The organism is Cystobacter fuscus DSM 2262 (assembly GCF_000335475.2).
Classification (GTDB): Bacteria; Myxococcota; Myxococcia; order Myxococcales; family Myxococcaceae; genus Cystobacter; species Cystobacter fuscus.
The window spans coordinates 227,551-251,982 of record NZ_ANAH02000004.1 but is presented as its reverse complement, the minus strand read 5'-3'; the positions used below and the strand labels follow the sequence as shown (position 1 = coordinate 251,982).

19 protein-coding genes are annotated in these 24,432 nt (G+C 70.2%); 12 read left to right on the top strand and 7 right to left on the bottom strand.

Annotated elements, in window-relative coordinates; translation table 11 throughout:
- Positions 1-75 precede the first annotated feature (75 nt).
- The 6 genes from D187_RS05645 to D187_RS05620 all read left to right on the top strand — a co-directional run bounded on the left by D187_RS05645 (position 76) and on the right by D187_RS05620 (position 6,088).
- Positions 76-1,692 (top strand): NADP-dependent glyceraldehyde-3-phosphate dehydrogenase, encoded by a 1,617-nt coding sequence (locus D187_RS05645; RefSeq protein WP_002621343.1) that lies wholly within the window; start codon positions 76-78, stop codon positions 1,690-1,692.
- 137 nt (positions 1,693-1,829) lie between these two features.
- Positions 1,830-2,636, top strand: a complete 807-nt coding sequence (locus D187_RS05640) for a hypothetical protein (protein WP_002621342.1) — start codon at positions 1,830-1,832, stop codon at positions 2,634-2,636.
- Positions 2,637-2,728: 92 nt separating this feature from the next.
- A complete protein-coding gene (locus tag D187_RS05635) occupies positions 2,729-3,472 on the top strand; it encodes a hypothetical protein (protein WP_155893188.1) in 744 nt (247 codons plus the stop codon).
- Positions 3,473-3,558: 86 nt separating this feature from the next.
- Entirely contained in the window at positions 3,559-4,362 is an 804-nt protein-coding gene (locus tag D187_RS05630) for a hypothetical protein (RefSeq protein ID WP_002621340.1), read from the top strand.
- A 93-nt stretch (positions 4,363-4,455) separates the two neighbouring features.
- Positions 4,456-5,199, top strand: a complete 744-nt coding sequence (locus tag D187_RS05625; RefSeq protein WP_245591617.1) for a hypothetical protein — start codon at positions 4,456-4,458, stop codon at positions 5,197-5,199.
- Positions 5,200-5,281: 82 nt separating this feature from the next.
- Positions 5,282-6,088 (top strand): hypothetical protein, encoded by an 807-nt coding sequence (locus tag D187_RS05620; protein WP_002621338.1) that lies wholly within the window; start codon positions 5,282-5,284, stop codon positions 6,086-6,088.
- 18 nt (positions 6,089-6,106) lie between these two features.
- Here D187_RS05620 and D187_RS53640 read toward each other — a convergent pair whose 3' ends face one another.
- From D187_RS53640 to D187_RS56310, 3 genes are read right to left on the bottom strand one after another with little or no spacing between them, the layout of a single operon-like run.
- The gene (locus D187_RS53640; protein WP_002621337.1) at positions 6,107-8,014 is read right to left on the bottom strand and encodes a GAF domain-containing sensor histidine kinase; all 1,908 of its coding nucleotides are present in this window, start codon (positions 8,012-8,014) and stop codon (positions 6,107-6,109) included.
- Between the two features lie 22 nt (positions 8,015-8,036).
- The gene (locus tag D187_RS05610; RefSeq protein WP_002621336.1) at positions 8,037-10,235 is read right to left on the bottom strand and encodes a DUF7125 family protein; all 2,199 of its coding nucleotides are present in this window, start codon (positions 10,233-10,235) and stop codon (positions 8,037-8,039) included.
- Entirely contained in the window at positions 10,232-10,681 is a 450-nt protein-coding gene (locus D187_RS56310) for a hypothetical protein (protein ID WP_162159619.1), read from the bottom strand. The genes D187_RS05610 and D187_RS56310 overlap by 4 nt, the downstream gene beginning before the upstream one ends.
- A gap of 142 nt (positions 10,682-10,823) precedes the next feature.
- Here D187_RS56310 and D187_RS05600 point away from each other — a divergent pair, with 142 nt between their 5' ends.
- Both D187_RS05600 and D187_RS05595 read left to right on the top strand, forming a co-directional pair.
- Positions 10,824-12,236, top strand: a complete 1,413-nt coding sequence (locus tag D187_RS05600; RefSeq protein WP_020917803.1) for a hypothetical protein — start codon at positions 10,824-10,826, stop codon at positions 12,234-12,236.
- Positions 12,237-12,410: 174 nt separating this feature from the next.
- Positions 12,411-13,076, top strand: coding sequence for an Ig-like domain-containing protein (locus D187_RS05595; protein ID WP_002621332.1), 666 nt, complete (start codon positions 12,411-12,413; stop codon positions 13,074-13,076).
- Between the two features lie 111 nt (positions 13,077-13,187).
- Here the strand turns inward: D187_RS05595 and D187_RS05590 are convergent, their stop codons facing one another.
- Together D187_RS05590 and D187_RS51940 are read right to left on the bottom strand one after the other, a co-directional pair.
- Positions 13,188-13,676, bottom strand: a complete 489-nt coding sequence (locus tag D187_RS05590) for a hypothetical protein (RefSeq protein ID WP_051256224.1) — start codon at positions 13,674-13,676, stop codon at positions 13,188-13,190.
- A 66-nt stretch (positions 13,677-13,742) separates the two neighbouring features.
- Positions 13,743-14,513 carry a DUF2381 family protein gene (locus D187_RS51940; RefSeq protein ID WP_076606092.1) on the bottom strand — a complete coding sequence of 257 codons (771 nt, stop codon included), beginning with the start codon at positions 14,511-14,513 and terminating at the stop codon, positions 13,743-13,745.
- Positions 14,514-14,836: 323 nt separating this feature from the next.
- On the opposite strand from D187_RS51940, the gene D187_RS05580 reads away from it, so the two are divergent.
- Positions 14,837-19,003 (top strand): ankyrin repeat domain-containing protein, encoded by a 4,167-nt coding sequence (locus tag D187_RS05580; RefSeq protein WP_002621329.1) that lies wholly within the window; start codon positions 14,837-14,839, stop codon positions 19,001-19,003.
- A 117-nt stretch (positions 19,004-19,120) separates the two neighbouring features.
- On the opposite strand, the gene D187_RS05575 is transcribed toward D187_RS05580, so the two are convergent.
- On the bottom strand, positions 19,121-20,605 hold the full coding sequence (locus D187_RS05575; RefSeq protein ID WP_002621328.1) for a phytoene desaturase family protein: 1,485 nt from the start codon (positions 20,603-20,605) through the stop codon (positions 19,121-19,123).
- Positions 20,606-20,696: 91 nt separating this feature from the next.
- Between D187_RS05575 and D187_RS49460 the strand changes: the two genes are divergently transcribed.
- Both D187_RS49460 and D187_RS05565 read left to right on the top strand, forming a co-directional pair.
- On the top strand, positions 20,697-21,623 hold the full coding sequence (locus D187_RS49460; protein ID WP_002621327.1) for a hypothetical protein: 927 nt from the start codon (positions 20,697-20,699) through the stop codon (positions 21,621-21,623).
- 57 nt (positions 21,624-21,680) lie between these two features.
- A complete protein-coding gene (locus tag D187_RS05565) occupies positions 21,681-22,232 on the top strand; it encodes a hypothetical protein (protein ID WP_155893185.1) in 552 nt (183 codons plus the stop codon).
- Positions 22,233-22,237: 5 nt separating this feature from the next.
- Here D187_RS05565 and D187_RS05560 read toward each other — a convergent pair whose 3' ends face one another.
- Positions 22,238-23,113: a LysR substrate-binding domain-containing protein gene (locus D187_RS05560; RefSeq protein WP_002621325.1), complete on the bottom strand. Its 876-nt coding sequence runs from the start codon at positions 23,111-23,113 to the stop codon at positions 22,238-22,240.
- Between the two features lie 140 nt (positions 23,114-23,253).
- Here D187_RS05560 and D187_RS05555 point away from each other — a divergent pair, with 140 nt between their 5' ends.
- Entirely contained in the window at positions 23,254-24,315 is a 1,062-nt protein-coding gene (locus D187_RS05555; protein WP_002621324.1) for an NAD(P)H-dependent flavin oxidoreductase, read from the top strand.
- Positions 24,316-24,432 lie beyond the last annotated feature (117 nt).

Here is a 24,432-nt window from a genome sequence, read left to right as displayed (position 1 = left end):
CGGCCTGGACGGGCTCAAGTTGAGGAGCGCGCGAGCGGGCCGGGTCGTAGATAGTGGCGCAAGAAAGGATTCCCCATGACTTCCCTCGAAGAGCTCTTTCCCTCCGAAGAACAGATTCCCGCCAGCGTGCGGCTGCCCGCGTACGTGGAGCAGCGCGAGTACCTCATCGGGGGCGAGCTGCGCATGTGGGGGGGAGAGCTCAACCCGGTGCGCAGCCCGGTGTTCGTGAAGACGGCACGGGGCGTGGAGCAGAAGGTGATTGGCGCCACGCCGCTGCTCACCTCCCAGGAGTCGCTCGAGGCGCTGCGGGCGGCGGTGAAGGCGTATGACCATGGCCGGGGCGTGTGGCCGAGCATGCGCGTGGCCGAGCGCATCGAGCACGTCGAGCGCTTCCTCGTGGCCATGCGCGCCCAGCGCACCGCGGTGGTGAACCTCTTGATGTGGGAGATCGGCAAGACGCAGGGCGACTCGGAGAAGGAGTTCGACCGGACGATTGATCTCATCGTCGAGACGATCCGCGCGCTCAAGGAGTTGGACCGCACCTCGTCGCGCTTCGTGCAGGAGCAGGGCATCATGGCGCAGATCCGCCGGGCGCCCATTGGCGTGGCGCTGTGCATGGGGCCGTACAACTACCCGCTGAACGAGACCTTCAGCACGCTGTTTCCCGCGCTGCTGATGGGCAACGCGGTCATCTTCAAGCCGGCGAAGTTCGGCGTGCTGCTGGTGCGTCCGCTGCTCGAGGCGTTCCGCGACTGCTTCCCGCCGGGCGTCATCAACATCATCTACGGCCGGGGCCGCGAGACGGTGGGCGCGCTGATGGAGAGCGGCGAGGTGGACCTGTTCGCGTTCATCGGGACGAACAAGGGCGCGAGCGAACTCAAGCGCATGCACCCGCATCCGCACCGCCTCAAGTCCGTGCTGGGGCTGGACGCGAAGAACCCGGCGATCATCCTGGACGACGCGGACCTCGACAACACGGTGAAGGAGTGCATCACGGGCACGCTGTCCTTCAACGGGCAGCGGTGCACGGCGCTCAAGGTGCTGCTGGTGCACCGCAAGGTGGTGAAACCCTTCCTCGAGCGCTTCAGCGCGGCGGTGGACAAGCTCAAGCCGGGGATGCCGTGGACGCCGGGGGTGGCGCTCACGCCGCTGCCCGAGCCGGGGAAGACGGACTACCTGCGCGGTCTGGTGGACGACGCGGTGAGCAAGGGGGCGAAGGTGGTGAACGAGCTGGGGGGGAAGGTGAACCAGAGCTTCTTCTTCCCGGCGGTGGTGTACCCGGTGACGCGGGACATGCGGCTGGCGACGGAGGAGCAGTTCGGCCCGGTGATTCCGGTGATGGTGTTCGACGAGGACGAGGAGGCGGTGCGCTACGTGGTCGAGTCGCAGTTCGGGCAGCAGTTGAGCCTGTTCGGGCAGGACTCGGCGCGCATCGGGCGGTTCATCGACGCGTTCGCCAACCAGGTGGGCCGCATCAACCTCAACTGCCAGTGCCAGCGCGGGCCGGACACGTTCCCCTTCAACGGGCGCAAGGACTCGGCGGAGGGCACGTTGTCGGTGGCGGACGCGCTGCGCGTGTTCTCCATCCGCACGCTCGTGGCGGCGAAGACGACGAAGGAGAACACCACGCTCGTGCAGTCCATCCTCACGCGCCGCGAGTCGGACTTCCTCACCACCGACTTCCTCTTCTAGGCGCTTGCTTCCCGAAGCGCCCCGCCTCCCGTGCTCGACAGGACGGGAGGCGCGGGGTGGACAAGAAGGAGTGTGGACGCGGGCACGGGTCCCCTGGCGCTTGAGGCGCACCTGACCTCCATGGTAGGGCCGGGACCATGACCACGCCGCAGTCCCCGGTGCTCGAGTTCCCCGCGATGCTCCATGGTTCTATCGGCGCCGTTCGCCGCCAGGTGAGCGCCGAGGGCCGCAGGTGGGCCCGGGAGTACCTCGAGACCGGTGGCTTTACCCTGCCTCGGCGGATGCTCCAGGTTCCGCCCGGCGAGCTTCTGGAGGTGCACTCGGGAGCCGTGTTCGACGTCACCTCCCGCCCGCGCTGGCGGATTCGCATGTTCGTCGATGTCTTCATGCACCTGAACGATGGCGTGCCAGAAGCGGAGTACCCGCGCGCGCGGGAGGCCTTCGAGTCCTTCTGCCTGAGCACCCCGTGGGGCGCGCTCTACCATGCCGTGTCTCCTCCCCCGTTGCGCAGCGCGCAGCGCATGGCCGAGCGGTTCGCGGCGCTGCTGCGCTTCTGGGACGTGCTCCAGGGCCCACGCTACGCGTCTAGGGCGCTCGACACCCACCACACGCTCGATGAGCTCATCGCGTACATCTACCGCGAGACGCTGGAGGCGTGGTGCCCCGGAGGCGCTGCCTCGGTGCGCGAGCACCTGACGCTGACGGTGGAGCGCATGGCGCGCGCCACCCGGGAGGAGTGCACGGAGGCTGTGCTCCGGGTGATTCCCAGCGTGGTGCGGATGGACATCGACCTCCAGCACCGCGAGGAGTTCAACGACCCGGACTTCCTGCGCGAGCGCCTCGACGCGCTCCGCCCAGAGGACTTCGAGGACATCTCCAGTGCCTACCGCTACTCGGTGAATGGACAGCTGTTCGCGTGGGACCGGGCGCTGAGGCGGCACTGAGCGCCGCCGCGCCCGGCGTCATCGTCCTCGGCATGTCAGCCCTTTCTGTTTCCCTCGAATCCTGACACCGAGAAGGGAGGCGCGGGGTGGACATGACGGAGTGTGGAAGCAGGCGGCGGTATGGCTGGAGGCTGGCGGGTTTTCTCCTGGTGCTCGTACTGGCCCTCGGCGCCCAGGCGGAGCCTCCTTCCTTCAAGCTCCCGGGCCGCAAGCCAGACTCCCGGGAGCCCTGGGACGCTTTTCTTGGCAAGGCTGCGCACCTTGCTATTGGCAAGCAGTACCTCGTGCAGTACCCCTCCAGAACCGTCTTCCTCGATCCCGACGATCTCTCCACCATTGTGGGAGAGGGGAAGTTGGGCAATCCCAAGCGTCTCTCGAAGTTCGTCAGGCTCCTGCGCCCGGACATCACCGATACGAGCGCCCTCGTACTCTTCGAGATCAAGCCAGACAATGAGGAAGGGCGCGAGGAAGGCAGAGAACAGGTGGGGCGCTACCTGGCGGCTCTGAACGAGGCCGTCAATCCCGACAAGAAACTCAAGGGAGGCACTGGCTTCGAGGGCTCACTCCTCCTCGAATTCGAGAACGGAGGAGCACTCTGGCAATTGTCCTGGCGCACGCCCGAGCCCGGAGTGACGCTCTACCGCTGGAGCTACCGGCGCGAGAAGCCCCATGCGTCCTGGAAGGAGCGGGCGGCCCAGAAGGAAGAGGCGTTGCCCAGGGAAGAAGCAGAACAGCGCGGCGAGATGGCCGAGCAGGCGATCCGGGCTGCCTATGAAAAGGGCGAATGGCCCAGCGGCTTCCATGGCCAGGTCTACCTGCCCGTGGACTGCCACTGAGCGGGCGGGAGGCGTCTGGCATCTTGGGCGCGAGCGCGGGTCCTGGTGCTTGAGGTGTACCTGACCTCCATGGTAGGGCCGGGACCATGACCACGCCGCAGTCCCCGGTGCTCGAGTTCCCCGTGATGCTCCACGGCCGTACCGGCGCCATCCTTCGCAAGGTGAGCGCCAAGGGCCAGGAATGGGCTCGGGAGTACGTCATGACCGGTGCCTTCAGCCAGCCCCGGCGGATGCGCCAGGTGCCGCCCGGTGAGGTGGTGATCGTTCACTCGGGGGGCGATTTCGACATCATCCCCCACCCCCGCTGGCGGGTGCACCTGTTCTCCGACGTCTTCATGCACTTGGACGAGGGCGTGCCGGACGCAGAGTCCGAGCGCGCGCGGGAGGCCTTCGAGTCCTTCTGCCTGAGCACCCCGTGGGGTGCGCTCTACCATGCCGTGTCTCCTTCCCCTCCGCGGAGCGCGCAGCGCATGGCCAGACAGCTCGCGGCGCTGCTGCGCTTCTGGGACGTGCTCCAGGGCCCGCGCTACGCGTTCTGGTTTGATCGGAAGTACACGCTGGAGGAACTGGTGGAGGACATCTACGGAATGACGCTGGAGGCGTGGTGCCCCGGAGGCGCTGCCTCGGTGCGCGAGCACCTGACGCTGACGGTGGAGCGCATGGCTCGTGCGACCCGAGAGGAGTGTATGGAGGCCGTGCTCCGGGTGCTCCCCGTCCTGATGCGGGCCAACGCCGATCTCAAGCACCGCGAGGTGCTCAGCGACCCGGACTTCCTGCGTGAGCGCCTCGACGCGCTCCGCCCAGAGGAGTTCGAGTCTCTTTCCAGCGCCTACCGCTTCTCGGTGAACGGGGCGCTGTACGCGTGGGACCGGGCGCTGGCGCAGCAGTGAGCGCCGCCGCGCTCGGCTTTACGGTCCTCGGCATGTCAGCCCTTTCTGGTTCCCTCCGAAAGCAGACACCGAGACGGGAGACGCGGGGTGCACGTGAAGACGCATGGAGGCAGGAGTTGGTACAACTGGAGGCTGATGGGTTTTCTCCTGGTGCTCGTGGTGGCCCTCGGCGCCCAGGCGGAGCCTCCTTCCTTCAAGCTCCCGGGCCGCAAGCCAGACTCCAGGGAACCCTGGGACGCTTTTCTTGGCAAGGCCGCACACTTCACCATTGGCATGCAGTACCTCGTGCAGTACCCCACCAACACCGTCTTCCTCGACACCATTGATCTCTCCACCATCATGAAGAACGGGAAGTTGGGAGACCCCAAGCGTCTCTCGAAGTTCGTTAGACTCCTGCGCCCGGACATCACCGATACAAACGCCTTGGTGCTCTTCGAGGTCAAGCCAGACAATGAGGAAGGGCGCGAGGAAGGCAGAGAACAGGCGGGGCGCTACCTGGCGGCTCTGAACGAGGCCGTCAATCCTGACAAGAAACTCAAGGGAGGCACTGGCTTCGAGGGCGCACTCTTCCTCGAATTCGAGAATGGAGGAGCACTCTGGCAATTGTCCTGGCGCACGCCCGAGCCCGGAGTGACGCTCTACCGCTGGAGCTACCGGCGCGAGAAGCCCCATGCGTCCTGGAAGGAGCGGGCGGCCCAGAAGGAAGAGGCGTTGCCCAGGGAAGAAGCAGAACAGCGCGGCGAGATGGCCGAGCAGGCGATCCGGGCTGCTTATGAAAAGGGCGAATGGCCCAGCGGCTTCCAGGGCCAGGTCTACCTGCCCGTGGACTGCCACTGAGCGGGCGGCGTCTGGCCCCATCGAAGCGAGCGCGGGTCCTGGTGCTTGAGGTGCACCTGACCTCCATGGTAGGGCCGGGACCATGACCACGCCGCAGTCCCCGGTGCTCGAGTTCCCCGCGATGCTCCACGGTTCTATTGGCTCCATTCGCCGCGAGGTGAGGACCAGGAGCGAAGGATGGGCCCGGGAGTACCTCAAGACGGGTGGCTTCAGCCGGCCCCGGCGGATGCTCCAGGTGTCGCCCGGTGAGCCGCTGGTGATGCACGCGGGGGCCGAGTTTGGATTCATGGGCCGCTCGAGTTGGCGGATTCACATGTTCATCGACGTCTTCACCCACTTGGATGAGGGCGTCCCGAAAGAGGAGCGCCAGCGCATGGAGGCGGCCTTCGAGTCCTTCTGTCTGAGCACCCCGTGGGGCGCGCTCTACCATGCCGTGTCTCCTCCCCCGTTGCGCAGCGCGCAGCGCATGGCCGAGCGGTTCGCGGCGCTGTTGCGCTTCTGGGACGTGCTCCAGGGCCCACGCTACGCGTACAGGGTGCCCGACACCCACCACACGCTCGATGAGCTCATCGCGTACATCTACGGGATGACGCTGGAGGCGTGGTGCCCCGGAGGCGCTGCCTCGGTGCGCGAGCACCTGGCGCTGACGGTGGAGCGCATGGCTCGTGCGACTCGGGAGGAGTGCACGCAGGCCGTGCTCCGGGTGATTCCCAGCGTGGTGCGGATGAACACCGATCTCCAACACCGCGAGGAGTTCAACGACCCGGACTTCCTGCGCGAGCGCCTCGACGCGCTCCGCACGGACGACTGGGAGGACATCTCCAGCGCCTACCGCTTCACGGTGAATGGCCAACTGTACGCGTGGGACCGGGAGCTGGGGCGGCAGTGAGCGCCGTGGCCCACGCCCTCAGTCGGCCACGGGCAGGGTGAAGAAGAAGGTGCTGCCCGCGCCGAGCTGCGACTCCACCCAGACGGTGCCGCCGTGCGCCTCCACCAGCGTCTTCACGATGTTCAACCCCAGCCCTGTTCCCCGCTCGGACGCGCTGGCCGAGCGCCAGAAGCGCTCGAAGAGGTGCGGCACGTCCGTGGGGGAGATGCCCGGCCCGTTGTCCTTCACCGAGAAGCGCACCATCCCGTCCACTGGCTTGGCCCTCACGGTGATGGTGCCCCCCGGGGGCGTGAACTTGAGCGCGTTGCCCACCAGGTTGCTGATGATTTGCAGCACCCGCTCCCGGTCGGCCTTCACGGGCCGCGCCTCCGGGCTCACCGCCACCTTCAGCTTCAGGGTCCTGCTCTGGGCGAGCGGCTCGAGCACCTGCAGCGCCTGCTCGATGATCGCCTTCACCGGCAGCGGCTGGAGGGTGAGCGGCACGGGCCCGCCCTGCAGGCGCGAGCGATCCAACAGCCCCGCGATCAAATCCCTCATGTGGTCCGCCGAGTGGAGGATGGACTCCATCAGGCGCTCCTGGCGCGGGTGCGGCTCGCCCTCGTGGGCGGCCTTGAGGAGGAGCTCCGCGTTGAGCTTCACCACGAGCAGCGGCGTCTTGATGTCGTGGGAGACGACGGCGAGCAGCTCGTCGCGCCAGCGCACCGCCTCCTGGGCCTTCTCGTACAGGTGCGCGGTGTCCACCGCCGCGGCGATGCGTTGCACGAGCGCCTCGAAGAGCGCGACGTCGGCGGCGTCATGGCGCCCGGGCCCGGCGGCGATGAGGCTCACCACCCCGAGCGTGTGGCCGCGCACCTGGATGCGCAGGCGCAGGTTGGAGGGAAACCCGGCCCACTCGGCCCGCTCCACCGCCGAGCTCTGCTCCGTCAGGCGCTCGGGGCTCGGCGACAGGGCCACCCAGGGGTGGTCCGTGAAGGCCCGGGAGACGAAGGACGTGCCCGCCGAGGCCGGCCCGGGCGGCTCGGTGACCACCAGGGCGACGCGCTCGGTGCCGCACGAGTCCTTGGTGTCACGGGTGAACAGGTCGATGACGCAGCAGTCGGCCCAGGTGGGCACCAGCAGGCGCGCCACCGCGGACAGCGACACGCGGTAGTCGAGGGATTGGGTCAGCAGCGCGCCCGCCTCGGCGAGGAAGGCCTGGCGCCGGTGGGCCTTCTCCAGCTCCCGGTGCGCCTGCTGCTCACGCTCCAAGAGCTCGCGCTGGGCACGCTCGCTCGCTTCCGCCCGCTCGCGCTGGCACACCTCGCGCCGCAGCGCGTGGGCGCGGTCCAGGGCCGTGGCGAGCTGGTTGGTCACCGCGTCGATGAACGCGAGCCCCTCCTCGGCCAGCACCCCCATCACCTCCATCTGGAGCGTGCCGAAGGCGCGGCCCTTGGCCACCAGCGGCAGGCTGACGAGCGTCGGGGTCGCGCCACGGGGCGCGAGCGCCAGGACGTCCCCGGCCCTCGGTGCGCCCGGCTCGCCCGCCGTGACGACCTCGGGCCTCACCCCGCTCACCCCCACCAGGTACGCATAGCTGGTGGTTCCCTGCTCCATGGCGCGGAGCCACTGCGTGTCCGGCACATCGGACGCCCGCCAGGCCGTCAGCCGGGGGCGCTCCAGGCAGGCCTCCCCCTTGCCATCCACGCCCTCGAACAGGAGGGCGGTGCGCACGGGCAGCACCTGGGTGGCCAGCGTCATCAACCGGGGGAGCGTGTGCTCCGCGGTGTCGAAGCCGCTGAGCAGCTTGCTGATTTCGTAGAGGTAGCCGACGTGTCGCCAGGCGTGCTCCAGCTCGCGGAAGGAGGGCGTGCCGGGCCGGGCGGCCCTCCAGGCCGTCTCGGGGGAGTCGCCGGGTGAAATCTGGGGGCTTGGGCTCGATTCCACCATGGGGTGACTCCTGGCGTGGACCCTACTCGTGGCGTCGCCACTTGATGCCCAGGTGACGCTTCTTCTTCTGCCCTGAAAATGGGACCGGCGTTTCGATCTGGCCACCCAGCTTGAAGCCGCCCTGCTCGATGAGGATGCGGTGGCTGGAGCGGACATGGGCACTGCCCCGGGTCTTCACCACCGTGAGCACCGGCATGAGCCCTCCATCGTCCTGGAGGTAGCGCAGCATGAAGATGTTGTCGGCCAGCGGCGACAGGCCACGCTCGCTGATGGTGTCGGAGACGAAGAGCGAGCGGGCCTCGACGGTGAAGAGGCTCGTCACCCCGAGCGTGCGCAGGCGCAGCACCAGCCCGTAGAGCAGCCGCCGCAGCTCCTCGGAGATGAACCCGAGCACCTCGATGTCGCTCGCGCTGTCGAGCACCAGGCGGGTGGGCCGCAGCTCGTGGATCTTCTGCTCCACCATGCTCAGGAAGCGCGAGGCGTGCAGGTGCTCGCGCGGCAGGTAGAGGATCTCCACCTCGCCGGCCTTGACGGCCTCGCCCAGGGGCAGCCCGAGGGACTCGGCGCCGCGGACGAGCTGATGGGGACCCTCCTCGAGGGTGATGTAGAGCGCGCGCTTCTGGCTGCGCGCCGCCTCGAGCACGAACTGGATGCCCAGGGTGCTCTTGCCGGTGCCGGGGCTGCCGGACAAGAGGGTGACGCTGCCGTCCAGCAGCCCTCCGCCGAGCAGCTCGTCGAGCTGGGGCACCCCCGTGGACACCCGCTCGTCGCGCGGCGAGAAGGGCGCGTCCAGGCGGGGCACTTCGTCCAGTCGAGGGAAGACCTGCATGCCCCCGGGGCCGATGGTGATGGAGTGCCGGCCGGAGGCGTGAGCGGTGTTGCGCAGCTTGTGGACCTCGAGATAGCGGTGGCGCTCGAGCCCCTGGGCCTCCGACCACAGGAGGATGAGCCCGTCCATCACCGTCTCCTCCACCCCGAAGCGGCTGTGCTGCTGCGTGCCCGCGGGGATGTCGTTGGCGAAGAAGCCCACCGCGTTCTGGTTCTGGATGATGTTGGTCAGCCAGAACACCTTGTCCCGGGTGACGCTCCGCTCCTCGAGCTTGTGGAGGAAGACGGACATGGAGTCGACCACCACGCGCTGGGCGCCGAACGTCTCCACGCGTCGCTGCAGCTCCAGGATGTCCCGGTCCACGAGGATGTCGGGCTGGGGGATGAAGACGATCTGCACCATGCCCCGGTCGATCTCCCGGTCCAGCTCCCAGCCCAGCCCCCGGGCGGTGTCGCGCAGGCGCGTCTCGGTCTCCTCGAAGGAGAGGAAGAGGCCCTTCTGGTTCTGCTCCCGGGCGCCCCGGTAGAGGAACTCCAGCCCCAGCACCGTCTTGCCGGTGCCCGACACGCCCGACACGATGATGCTCGAGCCCAGCGGAATGCCCTTGCCCAGGAGCGCATCGAGCTTGGAGATGCCCGTCTTCATCCGCTGGGTGCCCTCCGCGCCCGCCGCGGAGTGGCGCATGCGCCGCAGGGTGATGCTCGGCGCGTACACCTCGACACCCGCCGAGGTGATGACGAAGGGGTGCTCCTCGTGGCTGTGCGAGGTGCCGCGCATCTTGACGATCTGCAGCAGCCGTTGCCGCTCGCCCGAGCGCTGCTCCTGCTTGACGGTGATGATGCCGTCGATGGCGGAGTAGGCCGGGTGCTCGAAGTGCTCGGAGCTGTACTCGCCGAGCAGGAAGGTGGTGCACTCCCAGGCCATCAGCCGCACGGTGAGCTCGTAGGTGAACTTGCGCAGCTCCTCGGACGAGCGGGCCAGGTCATCGAAGACCTTGAAGCTGTCGATGACCACCATCGTGGGCTTGAACAGCTTGAGCTGTTCGATGAGCAGGTTGGTCGTGAGCTCCAGCCCCTTGGTGCGCAGGCTCAGGCCGAGGTCGATGAAGCGGATGCGCTCCTCGAGCAGCTTGGGATCGAAGAAGGTGAAGGGCCGCAGGTAGAGCAGCGTCTTGGCGGTGGGCTCGGAGAGGGTGTTGAAGTAGAGGACGCGGCCCCCCTGGGCGGCGTGGTGGAAGCACATCTGCTGGACGAGGGTCGTCTTGCCCGAGCCCGGGGGGCCGGCGATGACGGAGATGACGCCCTTGGGCATGCCGCCGTGGAAGATGGCATCCAGGTTGGAAATGCCCGTCTCCAGCCGGGGCAGCGAAAAGGGCTCCGTGGGCCCGCTCATGGCTTCCCTCCCTGCGACGCTGGCACCCGCACCTTGTGCAACTCCGCGTGGAGGCCCGGGGTGAGGATCTCTCCCGTGAGCGAACCGAACACCCGCAGCAACTCGTACACCAGGAACACGAGCGACTCCTCGAGCATCACGCGATCGAGCTCCTGGGCGGAATGCCGCAGCTCTCCGAAGTGCACCCCGCTCGTCTCGACCTTGAGCTGAGCGAGGTGGGGGTACTTCTCGCCGCCCTGGTGGAGCACCCGATCCACGATGGCCATCAGGGTCATCTCGCCCAAGCTCATGTGCGCGCGCTGCCAGAGCGCATCCAGGGCGCGCTCGAAGAGGTCCAACAAGGCGGTTTGCGCCAGGCTCCCCGCCCAGCCCGCGCGCCATGCCGTGACGGCCTCTTCGTGGATGTTGCGATCGGGCATGGGGAGCGGGACGGGGGGATGACGCAACCGCACCTCCGGATTACATGGGCGCGGAGGGTGATGTCCACCTCCGGGAAGACCTCGTGTCACCTTCCCTGGCACGTCGGGAGGAGTGGCGCCAGGGCCCCGGCGGGCGGGCGGGGGGCGGGCCATGATAGACCTCCGGCTCATGCTCATTTCTTCCTGGCGAGGCCTGGCACACGCGGGTGTGTCGATGGGCCTGTCCATCCTGTGCTGCGCGGCCGCTCCCTCCGAACCCTCCTCCGAGACGTCGGCCCGGCGGGTGAGTCCCTCGGGAGGACGCTTCAGCATCGAGTTCCCCGCCGAGCCCACGTGCGACGCGAACTCCGAGCTGCCGGACTGCCGCTATGCGGACCCCACGGACGAGTGGCTCCTGCGCGTGTCGTACGGCAAGGCGCAGGTCGAGGGCACGCCGTCCGCGTACCTCCAGCACCAGCTGGACCGGAACGCGGAGGAGGGAGGCTTCGAGATCAAGCGCCAGGAGCCCCTGCTCGTGGGGAGCTTCCCCGCGCTCGACTACCGGTTCGAGTCCATCGATGGCTCGACGTACCAGGCGGCGGGGAGGCTGGTGCTCGTCGGCGCGCAGCTCGTGGACATCGAGGTGGGCGGCGAGGCGCTTCCCCCCGAGGCGGTGCTCCAGCGCTTCGTGAACTCCTTGCGCGTGGAGGAGCCGTCCGCGCCGCCCGTGGCCACCGCGCCCGCCGTGGTGACGCCGCCCGCCGTGGCGACCCCTCCCGGGGTGGCCTCCAACCCCGCCGCCGAGAGCCCCACCCAGCCGCCGCCCGCGGTGGCCTCCACTCCGCCCGCCGTGGAGAGCCCTACCCCGTCCCCTGTTTCGATCGCCACGCTGACGTTGCTCCAGGCGCGGCTGCTCAAGCCGGGCGCGTTCCAGTACCAAAGCATCCAGGAGAAGCTGCCCGAAGGCGTGCTGCCCTGGAGCTTCACGGTGGGCACCCTCCAGCGCAGCACCGTGCGCAAGCGCGACAAGAAGCGCGACGCGTTCGTCATCACCGACGCGGGCCTCACTCCCGCGGGCAAGGTCAAGAACAGCTATTGGGTGGACGCGAAGACCCTGCTGCCCTACCGGTGGGAGGGCTTGTCTCCCGGCAGGGCCTCGATGCGCCTGGAGCTCGTCGACGGAGCGCTGCGTGGCGAGCGCAAGGGCGCCTCCCCGGCGAAGTTCGATCAGCCCGTGGGCGACAAGCCGCTGCTGTTCCCGGGCGCTCCGCTGGAGCTCTCCCTGGCCACGCTGCCCCTGGGGCAGGGGTTCACCGGAAGCCTCGAGGTGCTCGAGCCGGAGGGGCTGGACACGGGCAAGCCCGTCACCACCTGGGAGATCTCCGTCCCCTTCGCGGGCGTGGTCTCGGGCCTGGGCAACCTGAAGAAGCAGATCCCCTGCTTCAAGGTCGAGCTGCTCGAGCGCACCGAGGGCAAGAAGCCGCGGAAGATCAGCCTGTGGATCGAGAACGCCAAGGTGCGCCGCGTGCTGCAGACGGAGCTGCTGGTCCCCAAGGAGCAGGGGGAGGACAGGCTGCTGCAAATGATCCAGCTCCGGCGTTGAGCCGCGGGGCCGCGTGAATCGGGTCCGTGGGGGCGGGCTCGAGTGTCAGACACGCTCGGTATGTTTCGTCTTGCCGCCGCTGACCTCTCCTTTCAGGGACGCGAGATGAACCCCCGAATGATCCGCCGCCTGTCGTGGTGTGCCGCTGGTGTGTCCTGCCTGGGAGTCCTCGCAATGGGACTGTCCGGAGCGAGGGATTTGCTCCAGGCGGTGTCCGCTCCGGGCGCCGAGCCGCCCGCCGCCGAGGTGAGCATCGTCTGGCCGGAGGACGGGGCGGTGCTCGGGGGGAACGTGCATGTGTTCGTCCCCGCCCGCGACGAGCGCCGCATCGCCCGGGTGGACGTGCTGCTCGATGACCTGCGGATCATCGGCTCCTTGCCCGGGGGGGTGTACTCGCTCACCTGGAACACCCGGGGCATCGCCCGGGGCGAGCACACGCTGACGGCCCGGGCGTATGACACCTCGGGACGCACGAGCACCTCGGCGCCGGTGAAGGTGACGGTGGGCGAGCCGCTCGCGGTGCGCGTGTCCTCGTCCGGGGGGGGCTCCCCGCTGTCGGGGACGCTGTCGCTGTCGGCCACTGTCGAGCACGCGCGGGGAGGCGCCTGGGTGCAGTTCCTCACCGAGGAGCGCTACCTGTGCGACGCGCACGAGCCCCCCTACACCTGCGACGTGTCCACGGCGTCGCTCCCGGACGGGCCCCTGGAGGTGCGCGCCGAGGTCTATGACGACGTGGGCAACCACGCCCTCTCCGAGTGGGTGCGCATTCCCCTGGATGATGCGCGCGCCGCGTCCACCGCGAGCCTCACCCTGCCCGCCGGGCGCGTCCCGGTGCGCTGAGCGCGCGGGGACTTGCCCCCGGGCGGGCCCACTTGAGAGGCTCGGGCCATGGCGGATCTGATCCTCACTGACCTTGGGTGAGCCGACTACCGGGAGCGCTCGGGTGGGCGCTCACCGGAACGAATCGACCACGAAAACCGACACCGCGCCATGTTCGAGGAGGGCGCTCCCCGGCTTGGACTCAGGCTTCTTCCGCATCTGGCCGCGACCGAGCCGCGCGACCGCGCAGATGGGCACCTTGTCGCCATCTGGAGGGTGCGCCTCATAGTACCGGACGACGACTTGAAACCCTCCGGTCCACGCCTGCCCGTAAAGGCGAGTTCCAGGTTCGAGCGTACCCAGCGATTCGGTCAAATAGCTTTCAAGCGGACCGTCGTAGACGATGACGGGACTTGCATCTATCTGATTCGCGTCAAGGTGCGCGTCAGCGGCGTCACCCACACGCATCCGCAGAATGCGCATGACCTCCAACGCTTTTTCGGAGCATTTCTCCGGACCGGGACTGCCATCAGAACGCAGAGACACGCCAGCAGGCGGGCAGGCAGCGATGAGAGGCAGCAAGAAAACAGTAGAGAGCGCAAGGGGCTTTTTCACGGGCATGGCTAATGCGTCCCCTTTTCCTCTACAATCCGATGATCCAGGAGAACGACGGCTTGCTGAAGGCCATCATGCCGGATCCTTTTTCTCGCCTGTTCGCACGGGCTCCTCGTGGGATTGTCTGCCGCGCATGGCCGATAGCTGGACTTCCTTCAGCCTCCAAGGCACGTCCAATTGACTATTGGTCACATGAAACAGGACAGCCGCTTTCTGCATTTTCCTGGCGGAATAGATAGAGATATCAACCACGGCGCCCCCCAGATCGACTCGCCACTTGCTCTCGCGACGAAATGGCGTGTTTTTCGCTGCGCCGCTGGCCAGGAGTGATGCGTAGGCATGACTGGTGGAGGCTTGCTCTTTTCGGAGTCGTTCGTTTTCCTCTTCAAGCGTGCGCGCCCTGACGTAGGCATCTGCCAGTCGCCTGCGAGCTGCCTCTGGGGTCTCGAGGTTCAGGAACACGCTCACCTGGTGATCAAAGCGCCCCTCACGTGCCGTCACGGTGAAGGGCAGTTCTTTCCCGTCCGCGAGCGTCACCACCAGGAGGAAGCGATCCTCTGGTTTGAGGTCTTGGAGCGGCTCGATAAGCACTCTCTTGCCGACACACACCACGGGCTCGAATCGACCTTCCCAGCCCAGCATTTTCGTTCCTGCCTCGGTGCAGGGCTGCTGGAACCGGAGAACGGTGACCATCTCACCCGCGACGTACACCGGGCGTACTTCGTCCCTTGGGCTGTCCGAAAGGTAGAGGTTGCGAGAGACGGGCTCGCGTTCCTTCGCCATGGCGACAGACGCCACGAGAACGAGCAGCAGGGTAGACCGGGGAGGTAAGAAGTGCCGCATGGCGCGGGCCAACCTATCCGATAACGTGAACGAACGTCCAGACGCCCGAGCCGTGGCCCCTCATGGAGAACTGAAAGCGTGGAGATCGTGCCGCAATACCGCCGGATGGCCGAGGAACAGCTCCGGGGCCTCGACAGTCCGCCCCTGGAGTCGTGACCGGGCTCGGGGTGGGAGACACAGCGCGGGAACCCTGTATCGCGTCGTCCCCCCTCCTGGGCTGATGCACGGGGCCCGCTGGCCTCCGCTGTGCATTCGAGCACTGGTGCACTTTTACCCTCCGCGCGGACGGGTGGCGCGCCGTGTCTCGCGCTATGTTGAGCTCCATGTATCTTGGCTCGCGCGTCTGGCGGCTCGTGCTTCCCCTGTCCCTGTCCCTCGTCGGGTGCCGCAGCCCGGTGGAGCGGGAGATCGACAATGGGGACGAGGCGAGGCTCGCCCAGGCGCTCGCGTCCCCGGAGGGCCAGGAGAAGCTGGCCACCCGGGGGGACCAGTGGTTGCTGCGCGCCGTGCAGGCGGGACAGGCCGAGTCGGTGGAGGCCCTGCTGAGCGCCGGAGTCGCGTGCGGCGAGGCGAACCTGGATGGGCGCGCGCTGCTGTCCCAGGCGATGACCATCGAGGATCCCCGGGCCGCCGCGGCGGTCCTCCGCGTGCTGGTGCGGCACGGCGCGCGGCCCACGAGCCGGGATGCCCAGGGCCGCACCGCCCTGCACGAGGCCCTGGAGCTGCGCCGCCCGCGCCTGGTGGCCGAGCTGCTGGAGCTGGCGCCGGATCTCGAGGACTTCGACGCGCGGCCGGAGCGGCTGCTCGTGCGGGCCGCGCAGTTGGGAGATGCCGAGAGCGTGCAGGTGCTCGTGCGCGCGGGGGTGCCGCTGGAGGATCCGGCCCTGCTGTCCTCCCCGCTGCCCCCGGAGATCCTCCGGGCGTTGCGCGCGGCCCACCTGCACTTCCTCCTGGAGCGCGCCGCCGAGCAGGGGGAGCGGGCGGTGCTCGAGGAGCTGGTCGCCGGCACCGCTCCCGAGGTGTGGGGCGCGCTGCGCATCAGCCCCGCCCACCTGGCGGTGCTCACCCAGGATCGCAAGCGGCTCGCGGCGGTGCTCAAGGAGGAGCCGGGGCTGCGGGACGCCGTGGATGACCGGGGGCTGGGGCTCCTGCACTACGCCGCCCTCACCGCCGAGCCCCGGATGGCCACCGTGCTCGCCAAGGCGGGGGTGGACCTGGAAGCCCGCACGCCCATGAGCCGTACCGCGCTCATGCTGGCCGCCCAGAAGGGCCGCGTGGAGATGGTGCGGGAGCTGATCAGCCAGGGCGCGGAGGTGAACACCGAGGGCGCGGCGGGCCACTGCGCGCTCTCGCTCGCGGCGCGCGGAGGGCATGCCGCCACGGTCGACGCGCTGGTGTCCTCGGGCGCGCTGCTCGTGCGCGAGCGTTTCATCGCGCGCGCCACCTCCGAGCCCGTGAAGGAGGCGCTGACGCGGGCGCACGCGCGCTTCCTCTTGCGATGGGCCTCGGAGACCGGGCAGCGCGCGGAGGAGGTCCGCCTGCGGCGCGACGGGGTGTCCTTCTCCCAGTGGGAGGGGGCGCTCGACCATACCCCCTACGTGCGCGCCCTCCTGACGGAGGATCTCCCCGAGCTCGAGGTGTTGGCGGCGCGCAACCCGTCGGACTTCAAGTCCCTGCTCGGCCAGCGCGAGGCCCGTACGCTGCTGCACTGGGCGGCGCTCGGGGGCACGGAGAAGAGCGCGGCGTGGCTGCTGGACCGGGGGGCGGTGCTGGAGGCGGAGGAACCGGCGCGCGGGCCGTCCCGGGGAGGCACCCCGCTGCGGATGGCGCTCGAGGAGGGTCACCTCGGCGTGGCCGCGTTGTTCATCGAGCGCGGCGCGGTGTGGGGACAGAGCGAGCTGGGGGGAGTGGACTCGCCGGAGCGGGAGGGACTCATCGCCCGGGCCCGGAAGAATGGCGAGCTGCGCGCCGCGCTGAGGGAAGGACGGCTCGAGGCGTTGCCCGCGTTGCTGGAGGCGGGCGCGAGCGTGGACGCCGCGGCGGAGCTGCTCGCTCCCTCGGCGCTCGCGTGGCGCGTCCTGAAGGGGGAGGGGCTCGAGGCCCTCACCCGGCGGGAGCTGAACGCGCGGCCGGCCGACGCGGCGGGCCGCTCGGCGCTGCATTACGCCGCGGCGGCGGGCAACGTCGTGGCGGTGGAGAAGTTGTTGACGCTCGGGCTCGGGGTGAGCGCGAAGGACCGGATGGGCATCACGCCCCTGGGCTACGCGGCCCGGCGCGGAGACGTGCCCACGTTGCGCCGACTCCTGGAGGCGAGGGCCTCCGCGCTGGAGCCCGCGCGGCCGGGGATGAGCGCGCTCGACTTCGTCCTGTGCGAGCCCCACCCGGCGGCGGCCCTGTTGCTGCTGGAGCGGGCGGGGGCGTCCCCAGCGAGCGCCGCGTGCTGGCCGAAGGCGCTGCGGCACGTGCTCTCGCGGGGCGAGGAGCGGGAGGCGCTCGCCCTGCTGGGCCACTGGAAGCCCACCGGGGAGGACTTCCCCTCGGAGCTGGCCCTGGCGGCGGCCGCGGAGGGCCGCACCGAGGTGGTGCGCTGGTTGTTCGACAACCTGGAGCCGCTCGCCCAGGGCTGGCGGCAGGCCCTGCTGTGGAAGGCCGCCGAGGCGGGGGCTCGGGACACGGTGGCGCTGTTGATCGACCGGAGCCCGCCGGGCGAGGTGCGGGCGCTGCTGCAGGAGAGCGCGCGCATCGCCCTCGTGGCGGGGCGGCCCGCGGTGGCGATGCTCGCGGTGGACCGGGGCGCGGAGCCGTTGACGTTGTCGGCGGAGAAGGACCCCCGGAGGCTCGTGGGCGCGACGCCGGAGCATCCCCGGGCGGTGTCGCTCGCGGGCCTGGCGCTGGCGCTGGGCGAGCGGACGTTCCTCGAGCACCTGGAGCGTCAGCGTCCCGAGGTGTGGAAGCAGCTCGAGGAGGATCTGGACTACTTCCCGCTGGCGGTGCGGGGAGGGCAGCTCGCGCTCGTGCGGCGCTATGTGGAGACGGGGGCGAACCTGCTGGGCGAGGACGTCACGGGCGCGCCGTTCCTGGGGACGGCGGGCAGCGTGGAGGTGGCGGCCTGGCTCTTCGAGCACGGCGCCATCCTGGAGCCGCCTCCGCCGCTCGGGGAGACCGCCGAGCCGAGGGTGGAGCCGGATCCTCCCTTCACCGTGGCCGTCTCCCGGGGGCACTTCGACGTGGCCCGGTTCTTCCTGTCGCGGGGTGCCACGGCGCGGGTGGCCCCGGTGCTCGCGTTCCTCGAGGGACGTCCGCGGGCCGGCGAGCCCCTGGAAGCGCTGGGCGCCAACACGCTGCACGCCCTGGGGGAGCTGCTCCGGCAGCCGGCGTGGACGGGGGCGCAGCGGGTGGAGGTGGTGGAGCAGCTCGCCCGGCGCTTCTGTGGCACGCCCGCGCTGCTGGAGTCCGCCCTGTCCGGCCTGTCTCCCGAGGAGGTGGCGGAGCGGATGGGGCCCGTGCTCGTGCAGCTCACGCGGTGCGCGGATCCCCGGACGCTCGAGGTGTTGGTGCGGCGGGGCGCCAACCCGCATGCGGTGGATGGCGCGGGGCTGGACGTGCTCGCGCATGCGATCCGAGCGGGCAACGCCCCGGCGGCGCGGGCGCTGCTGTCGCTCGGGGTGCAGCCCCTGGCCTCGGTGGGAGAGCCGTTCGCCCCGGTGCGGCTCGCCGTGGACATGAAGCTGGACGGGCTGGCGCGGGAGCTGCTCGAGCAGGGCTTGAGGGAGCGCGAGCTGGAGGGGCCGCAGCTCGACGCGGCCCTGGTGCTGGCGCTGCGGACGCACGCCTGGACGCTGGCGGCGCGGCTGTTGTCACGAGGGGCGAGTGTCCGCGCGGCGAGTGGGCAGGGGCCCACGGCGCTCACCCTGGCGTTGAGCGAGGGCGGGCCCTGGATGGTGGAGCTATTCCTGGCGATGGGGGCGACGGATCCCTCGGGCGAGGCGCTCGCGGTGTTGCTGGGCCAGGGACGGGGGGAGGAGGCCCGGCGGCTGCTGCATGAGGGGCGGGTGCCACCGGACATCGCGTTCGAGCGGCTGTCCACGGCGCTCGCCGCGGGGACGGAGGCGGGGACGTCCGCGCTCCTGCATGACTGGGCGATGCGCAAGTGGAGCACGCTCTCGCGGGAGAACCTCGAGTGGCTGCTGCGGCTCGCGGTGAGCCAGGATGACGAGGAGTTGTCGGCGTTCCTGTTGGAGCAGGGGCGGTTGGACGTGCGGCTCGCGGACGGCGAGGGGAGGACGCTGCTGCATCGCGCGGCCGCCCAGGCGGGAGCGCGGCTGGTGGAGTACCTCGTGGGGCAGGGCGCGCCGCTGGACGCGGAGACGCGGGAGTGCGTGCGACCGTTGGACGTGGCGCGGGGGCGCGAGGACCGCGAGGGGCGCAAGGTGGCGAGGCTGCTCGAGGAGCGGGGCGCGACGCCCGGCGGGTGCCGGGGCCCGGGTTAGCGGGGGCGAACGAAGGGCAGCGAGAAATCGTTAGCTGGAGGCCTTCGGCTCGAATTTGGGTCAGGTCTTTGTAGAAATCGTTAGAAACGGGGCCTGTTTCCCCAAAATCGTTACGGTTCAGCGGCCGCGGGAGATGCACGCGGCGGTGCGCACGCCGCCGAGCGCCGTGGCCAGCGTGCTCTGCCCCGGGAACACCGAGTCCCCCACGAGCCACAGCCCATCCATCACCGGCTTGGGGCCGAGCGTGCGGTAGTGGTGCAGTCCGGCGCGGCGCGGCACTCCGCCCACGGCACCGCCCTCGCGTTGGGTGAAGCGCTCGAAGGTGCGCGGCGAGGCCGGCAGCTCGTGCCGCACGTGCTCCAGCCACTCGGGCGCCAGCTCCCCGAGCCCCCGCCGCATCCGCTCCTGGATGGAGGCCACGAGGCGGGCCTGTTCCTCGGGGGGCCGATCCGTCAGTGAGCGCAGCGCGACGTGCGTGGACACCGTGAGGGTGCGGTGGCCCTCGGGCGCGCGGCCCGTATCGGCCTGGCCACTGAGCGAGGCGAAGAGGTGGTTGCCCTCGATGAACGGGGCCTGTTCGTCCCGTACCAGCTCCAGGTGGTGGGGGCCCGGAGGGGACGCCTCGGGGGCTCGCACCACGAGGTACAACATCACCGCGCCCCAGCCCTCGGCCACGCGTCCGGCGAGCTCCCGCAGTCGCGAGGGGAGCTGCTCGGCGGGCCGTCCGAGCAGGCGCATCAGCCCCTGGGGCAGCACGTTGGCCACCACGTGGCGCGCGAGCAGCTCGCCCCGGCGCGCCGACACCCGCCAGCCTCCCGGCACGGGCTCGAGCGCCTTCACCCGGTTGGCGTACAGCACCTCGCCGCCCCCGGAGGAGACGGCCCCCGCGAGCGCCCGGGCGAGCTGGCCGATGCCGCCGCGCACGTGTCCGGTGCCGCGCCAGTAGTAGTCCATGGCCGCGAGCGCGAAGGGCGCCTCGGCCTCGGTGGCGGGGCACTGCACGGTGATCTGACAGAGCGCGTCCACGTAGGTGCGCAGGGGCGTGAAGCGCAGCAGGCCGTGGTGCTCCAGCACGGCGCCGAGCGGCCGTCCCATCCAGCGCAACAGGGGCGTGTACCTCAGGGCCCGCGAGGCATGGTGCAGCAGCGCGCGCACGTCGAGTGGGGGCAGGAGGGTGGGCTCATCGAAGAGGGGCCACAGGGCATCGGCCACGTGCCGTTGCAGGGTGAAGAAGTCGCGCAGCGCGCGGGCGGGAGCGTCCGGGAAGGCGCACAACCGCGCGAGCAGGCGCTCACGGTCGCGGAACACGTCCAGGCGCATGCCCGGGGTGCGCAGCTCCACCAGGGGATCCATCCAGTCCACCGTCACGTCCAGCCCGAGCTGGCGCACCCAGCGGCCGAAGAGCTGCTGCTCGCCGAGTCCGGAGAAGAGGGTGGCGCCGGCCTCGAAGGCGTAGCCGTCCCGGTGGAAGGTGCTGGCGCAGCCGCCCGGGTAGTTGAGGGTCTCGCAGAGCGCGACGCGGGCGCCACGCTGGGTGAGCTCGAGCGCCGTGGCCAGCCCGCCGAAGCCCGCGCCCACCACCACCGCGTCGTACCAGTTCATGAGGGCTGTTTTAACCTCGGGTGGGTGTCGTTGAATAAAAGGCAGCCAGGCGAGTCAGGGGACACAGGCCGTTCGCCGCCCCGAGGAAACCATGATTCGCCTCCCGTTCGTGTCCGCCGCCGTGCTCACCGGAATGCTGCTCGCCGCTCCCCAGGCCGAGGCCCGCTTCGGCAAGAGCTCGTCGACGACGGAGTCCCGGGACGACTCGCGCGAGACGCGGGACTCGCGCGACTCGGGCTCGAGGACGCACGACGCCTCTCCGGTGAACGCTCCCGCTCCGTCTCCCTCGCCCTCGCATGACTCCGACTCCGGGCGCGACGACCGTCCGCGCGGGCGGCCCCGCTACCAGCCCCGGCCTCGCTATTACACGCCTCCGCCTCCCGTCGTGTATGTCGACCCGGGCCCCTCCTATTACGTCGAGCCGCCGGCCTATCACTACGTGGAGCCCGCGCCCCCCTCCGTGGTCTCCGCGGCGGACGAGTACCTGTCGCACCGCTACAAGAACTTCCTGTTCGGGCTCGACTTCCAGATCCTCCGGGAGGGCGCCGGGGCGGCGCTCCATCTGGGCTTCGAGGGGGATCGGCTCGGCCTGATGCTGCGCGCGGGCGCACTGAGCCTGCGCGCGGATGATGGCAGTGGCGATACGGATTCCCTCGCCCTGCTGTCGGGGCACCTGTCGTGGGCGGCGCTCAAGGGCGACAGTGGCCGGTTGCGGCTGGAGGGCGGTCTGTCCATGGCCCAGGCGCCCGACATCACCTTCGTGGGCCCCAGCGTGGGCGTCTCGGCCGAGTACTACCTGTCGGACTTCTTCGCCCTGGAGGGGCGGGTGCACCTGACCCCCGTGCCCTACCGTCAGCTCGACGCGGCGGGCGGGGTGGTCGTGTACTTCGGCTACAAGCTGTTCGCCTTCCGGGCCGGCATGCGGATGCTGGTGCTCAACGATGCCGGCCTGGTGGATGGGGTCGTGCACCAGGACGTGCTCCCGGGCCCGTACCTCTCCATCGGCCTGACCATCTGACGCCGGGCGCGCGTGGGCGCCTGGGTTAGCGTGAGCGCCCTGGAGACGAGGGGCACCATGCGAGCCTCGTGGAAGGCGTGTCGCGGACCGATGTGGGTGGGAGCGCTATGCGCCTCGGCCGAGGCGCTGGCGTTGTCGCCCTGGCTGATCCCGGCCTCGTTCCCCCAGCCCGGGGATATCTACCTCAGCGGGGGGTTCCTCTTCAGCGGGACGGTGCGCCCCGGGGGGGCGGCGATGGGGCTCGGCGCGGAACTCAGCCTGCATGCCTTCTTCAAGGCGGAGCCCATCGCGGGGGTGGGGATCTTCGGCCAATGGCAGTCCATCAACGGCGAGCACCACCGCCTGTGCGCCGGTGTGCAGGCCACCACCCTCATCCTGGGCGCCGAGCTGGGTGTGGCCCATGATCGCGCCGGAGCCAAGGGCGCGGCGACGACGAGCCTGCATCTGCAACCCTTCCTCAGTCTGGGCTTGCTGTCGGTCGGCGTGCGCATCGGGATTCCGGTGGCGACCGCGCCCGGTGACAAACCCGGCTATGGAAGCGACATCGGACTCGTCCTGTCGCTCAAGCTGCCGGTGCCGTTGAGGAAGACTTTCGACGACGAGGGCTGAGGGGCTCAGCGGCCCCCGTGGATGCGCTGGGCACAGTCGATGAAGCGCAGGAGGGCCCGGGAGGTGAAGCCCTCGCGCCGGCGGATGAAGACGGTGGTGACGCGCGAGCGCGAGGCGGGCAGGGCATGCACGGCGACCGAGCCCGCGCGCCAGGCCGCCTCCACCACGGCGCGCGGCAGCAGCGTGAGGCCCATGCCCGCGCTCACGCAGCCGAGGATGCCATCCAGCGTGCCGAGCTCGAGCGTGCGCAGCGCCTTGAGCCCGCGCGAGGCCAGGAAGTGCTCGAGGTGCTGGCGGTAGGTGCAGCCGGTGCGGAAGACGAGCACCTTGGGGCCTCCGCTCATCCCCGGGAGATCCTCGAGGCGCACGCCGGGCGCCGTGACGAGCACCAGCTCCTCGGTGACCACGGGCTCCTCGAGGAGCTCGCGGTGGCGCACCGGCCCCGCCACGAAGGCGCCCTCCAGCCGGTGCTCCAGCACGTCCGCGACGAGCCCCTGGGTGGTGCCGGTGCGCAGCGAGACATCCACCTGGGGGCACTCCCGGGTGTACGCGACGAGGATGGGCGTGAGGCGCAGCGCGGCGGTCGTCTCCAGTGAGCCCAGGCTCAGCGTGCCGTGGGGCTCGGGGCCGTCCGCCACGGCCTGGCGCGCCTCGCTCATGAGCCGCTCGGCCTGGGTGGCGTAGGGCAGCAGCCGCTCCCCCGCGCTGGTGAGCTTCACGCCGCGGCTGTGCCGGTCGAACAGCGGCACGCCCAGCTCCTCCTCCAACCGGCGGATGCGCGCGGTGACATTGGACTGCACCGTGTGCAGCTCCTGCGCCGCCCGGCCGATTCCCCCCGTGCGGGCGACGGCCTCGAAGACCTTGAGTTCGGCTGCGTCCATGTCGGCACCTCGAGGGAGAGCGCGGCGCGGAGGGCTCGGGGCGAGCCATCGCTTCGGGCGATGACTCGCATCTGAACGATTCGCTACCGCGGATGGGCTTTCCGGCACATTGTAGAGTCGGAGTTTCCCAGGAGGAAGGTATGAACCGGTCCACCGCTTGGAGTCGGCTCGCCGCGTTGCTGGGCGTCGAGCATCCCATCATCCAGGCCCCCATGGCGGGGGGCGCCACCACCCCGGAGTTGGTCGCCGCCGCGTCGAACGCGGGCGGACTGGGCTCGACGGGCGCGGCCTACCTCAAGCCCGAGGACATCGTGAAGCACTCGCGGCGGGTGCGCGAGCTCACCGATCGCCCCTTCGCCATCAACCTCTTCGTGCCCCCGCCGCCGCCCGCCGAGGTCGCGCCGGACCGGATGCTGGCGGTGCTCGCGGGCTACCATGCGCGACTCGGGCTCGCCCCTCCCCAGCCCCCCACCTCCCCCATGCCCTCCTTCGAGGAGCAGGTGGACGCCGTCGCGGAGAGCGGCGCGCGCGTCGTCAGTTTCGTCTTCGGGGTGCCGCCCGCGGGAGTGCTCGCGCGGCTGAAGGCAAGGGGGATGGTGCTCGCCGGGACGGCCACCACCGTGCGGGAGGCGAAGCTGCTGGAGGCCGCGGGCGTGGACTTCATCGTCACGCAGGGCAGCGAGGCCGGGGGACACCGGGGCACGTTCGCGGGGCCCGTGGAGAAGTCCCTGGTGGGCACGATGGCACTGGTGCCGCAAGTGGCCGACGCCGTGGGCCCGCCGGTGGTCGCGAGCGGAGGCCTCATGGATGGGCGGGGCATCCGCGCCGCGCGGGCGCTCGGGGCGGCGGGCGTGCAACTGGGCACCGCGTTCCTCACCTGCCCGGAGTCGGGCATCGCTCCCGTCTACAAGGCCGCGCTCCGGGAGGCGCAGGACGACGCGACCGTGGTGACGCGCGCCTTCTCCGGCCGTCCGGCCCGGGGGCTCGCCAATGACTTCACCGAGGCCCTGAGCGACTCGCCGGACATCCTTCCCTTTCCCCTCCAGCACGCGGCCACCACGCCGCTGCGCGCGGCCTCGGCGGCGCGAGGGGACCCCCGCTACATGGCGCTGTGGGCGGGACAGGCCGCCGCGCTGTCGCGGGGCCTGCCCGCGGCGGAGTTGATGCGCGCGCTCATCGAGGAGTCCGAGCGCGAGGCCTGAGCGCGCGCAGCTGTCGACGAATCCCCAGTCCACCCCCGGGCGCCGGCCCCACTCCGTTGGCTGCGGTACACGCGGCCCGCCTCGCCGGGACGGCCGGGTGCGCGCGCGCGAGGCCCC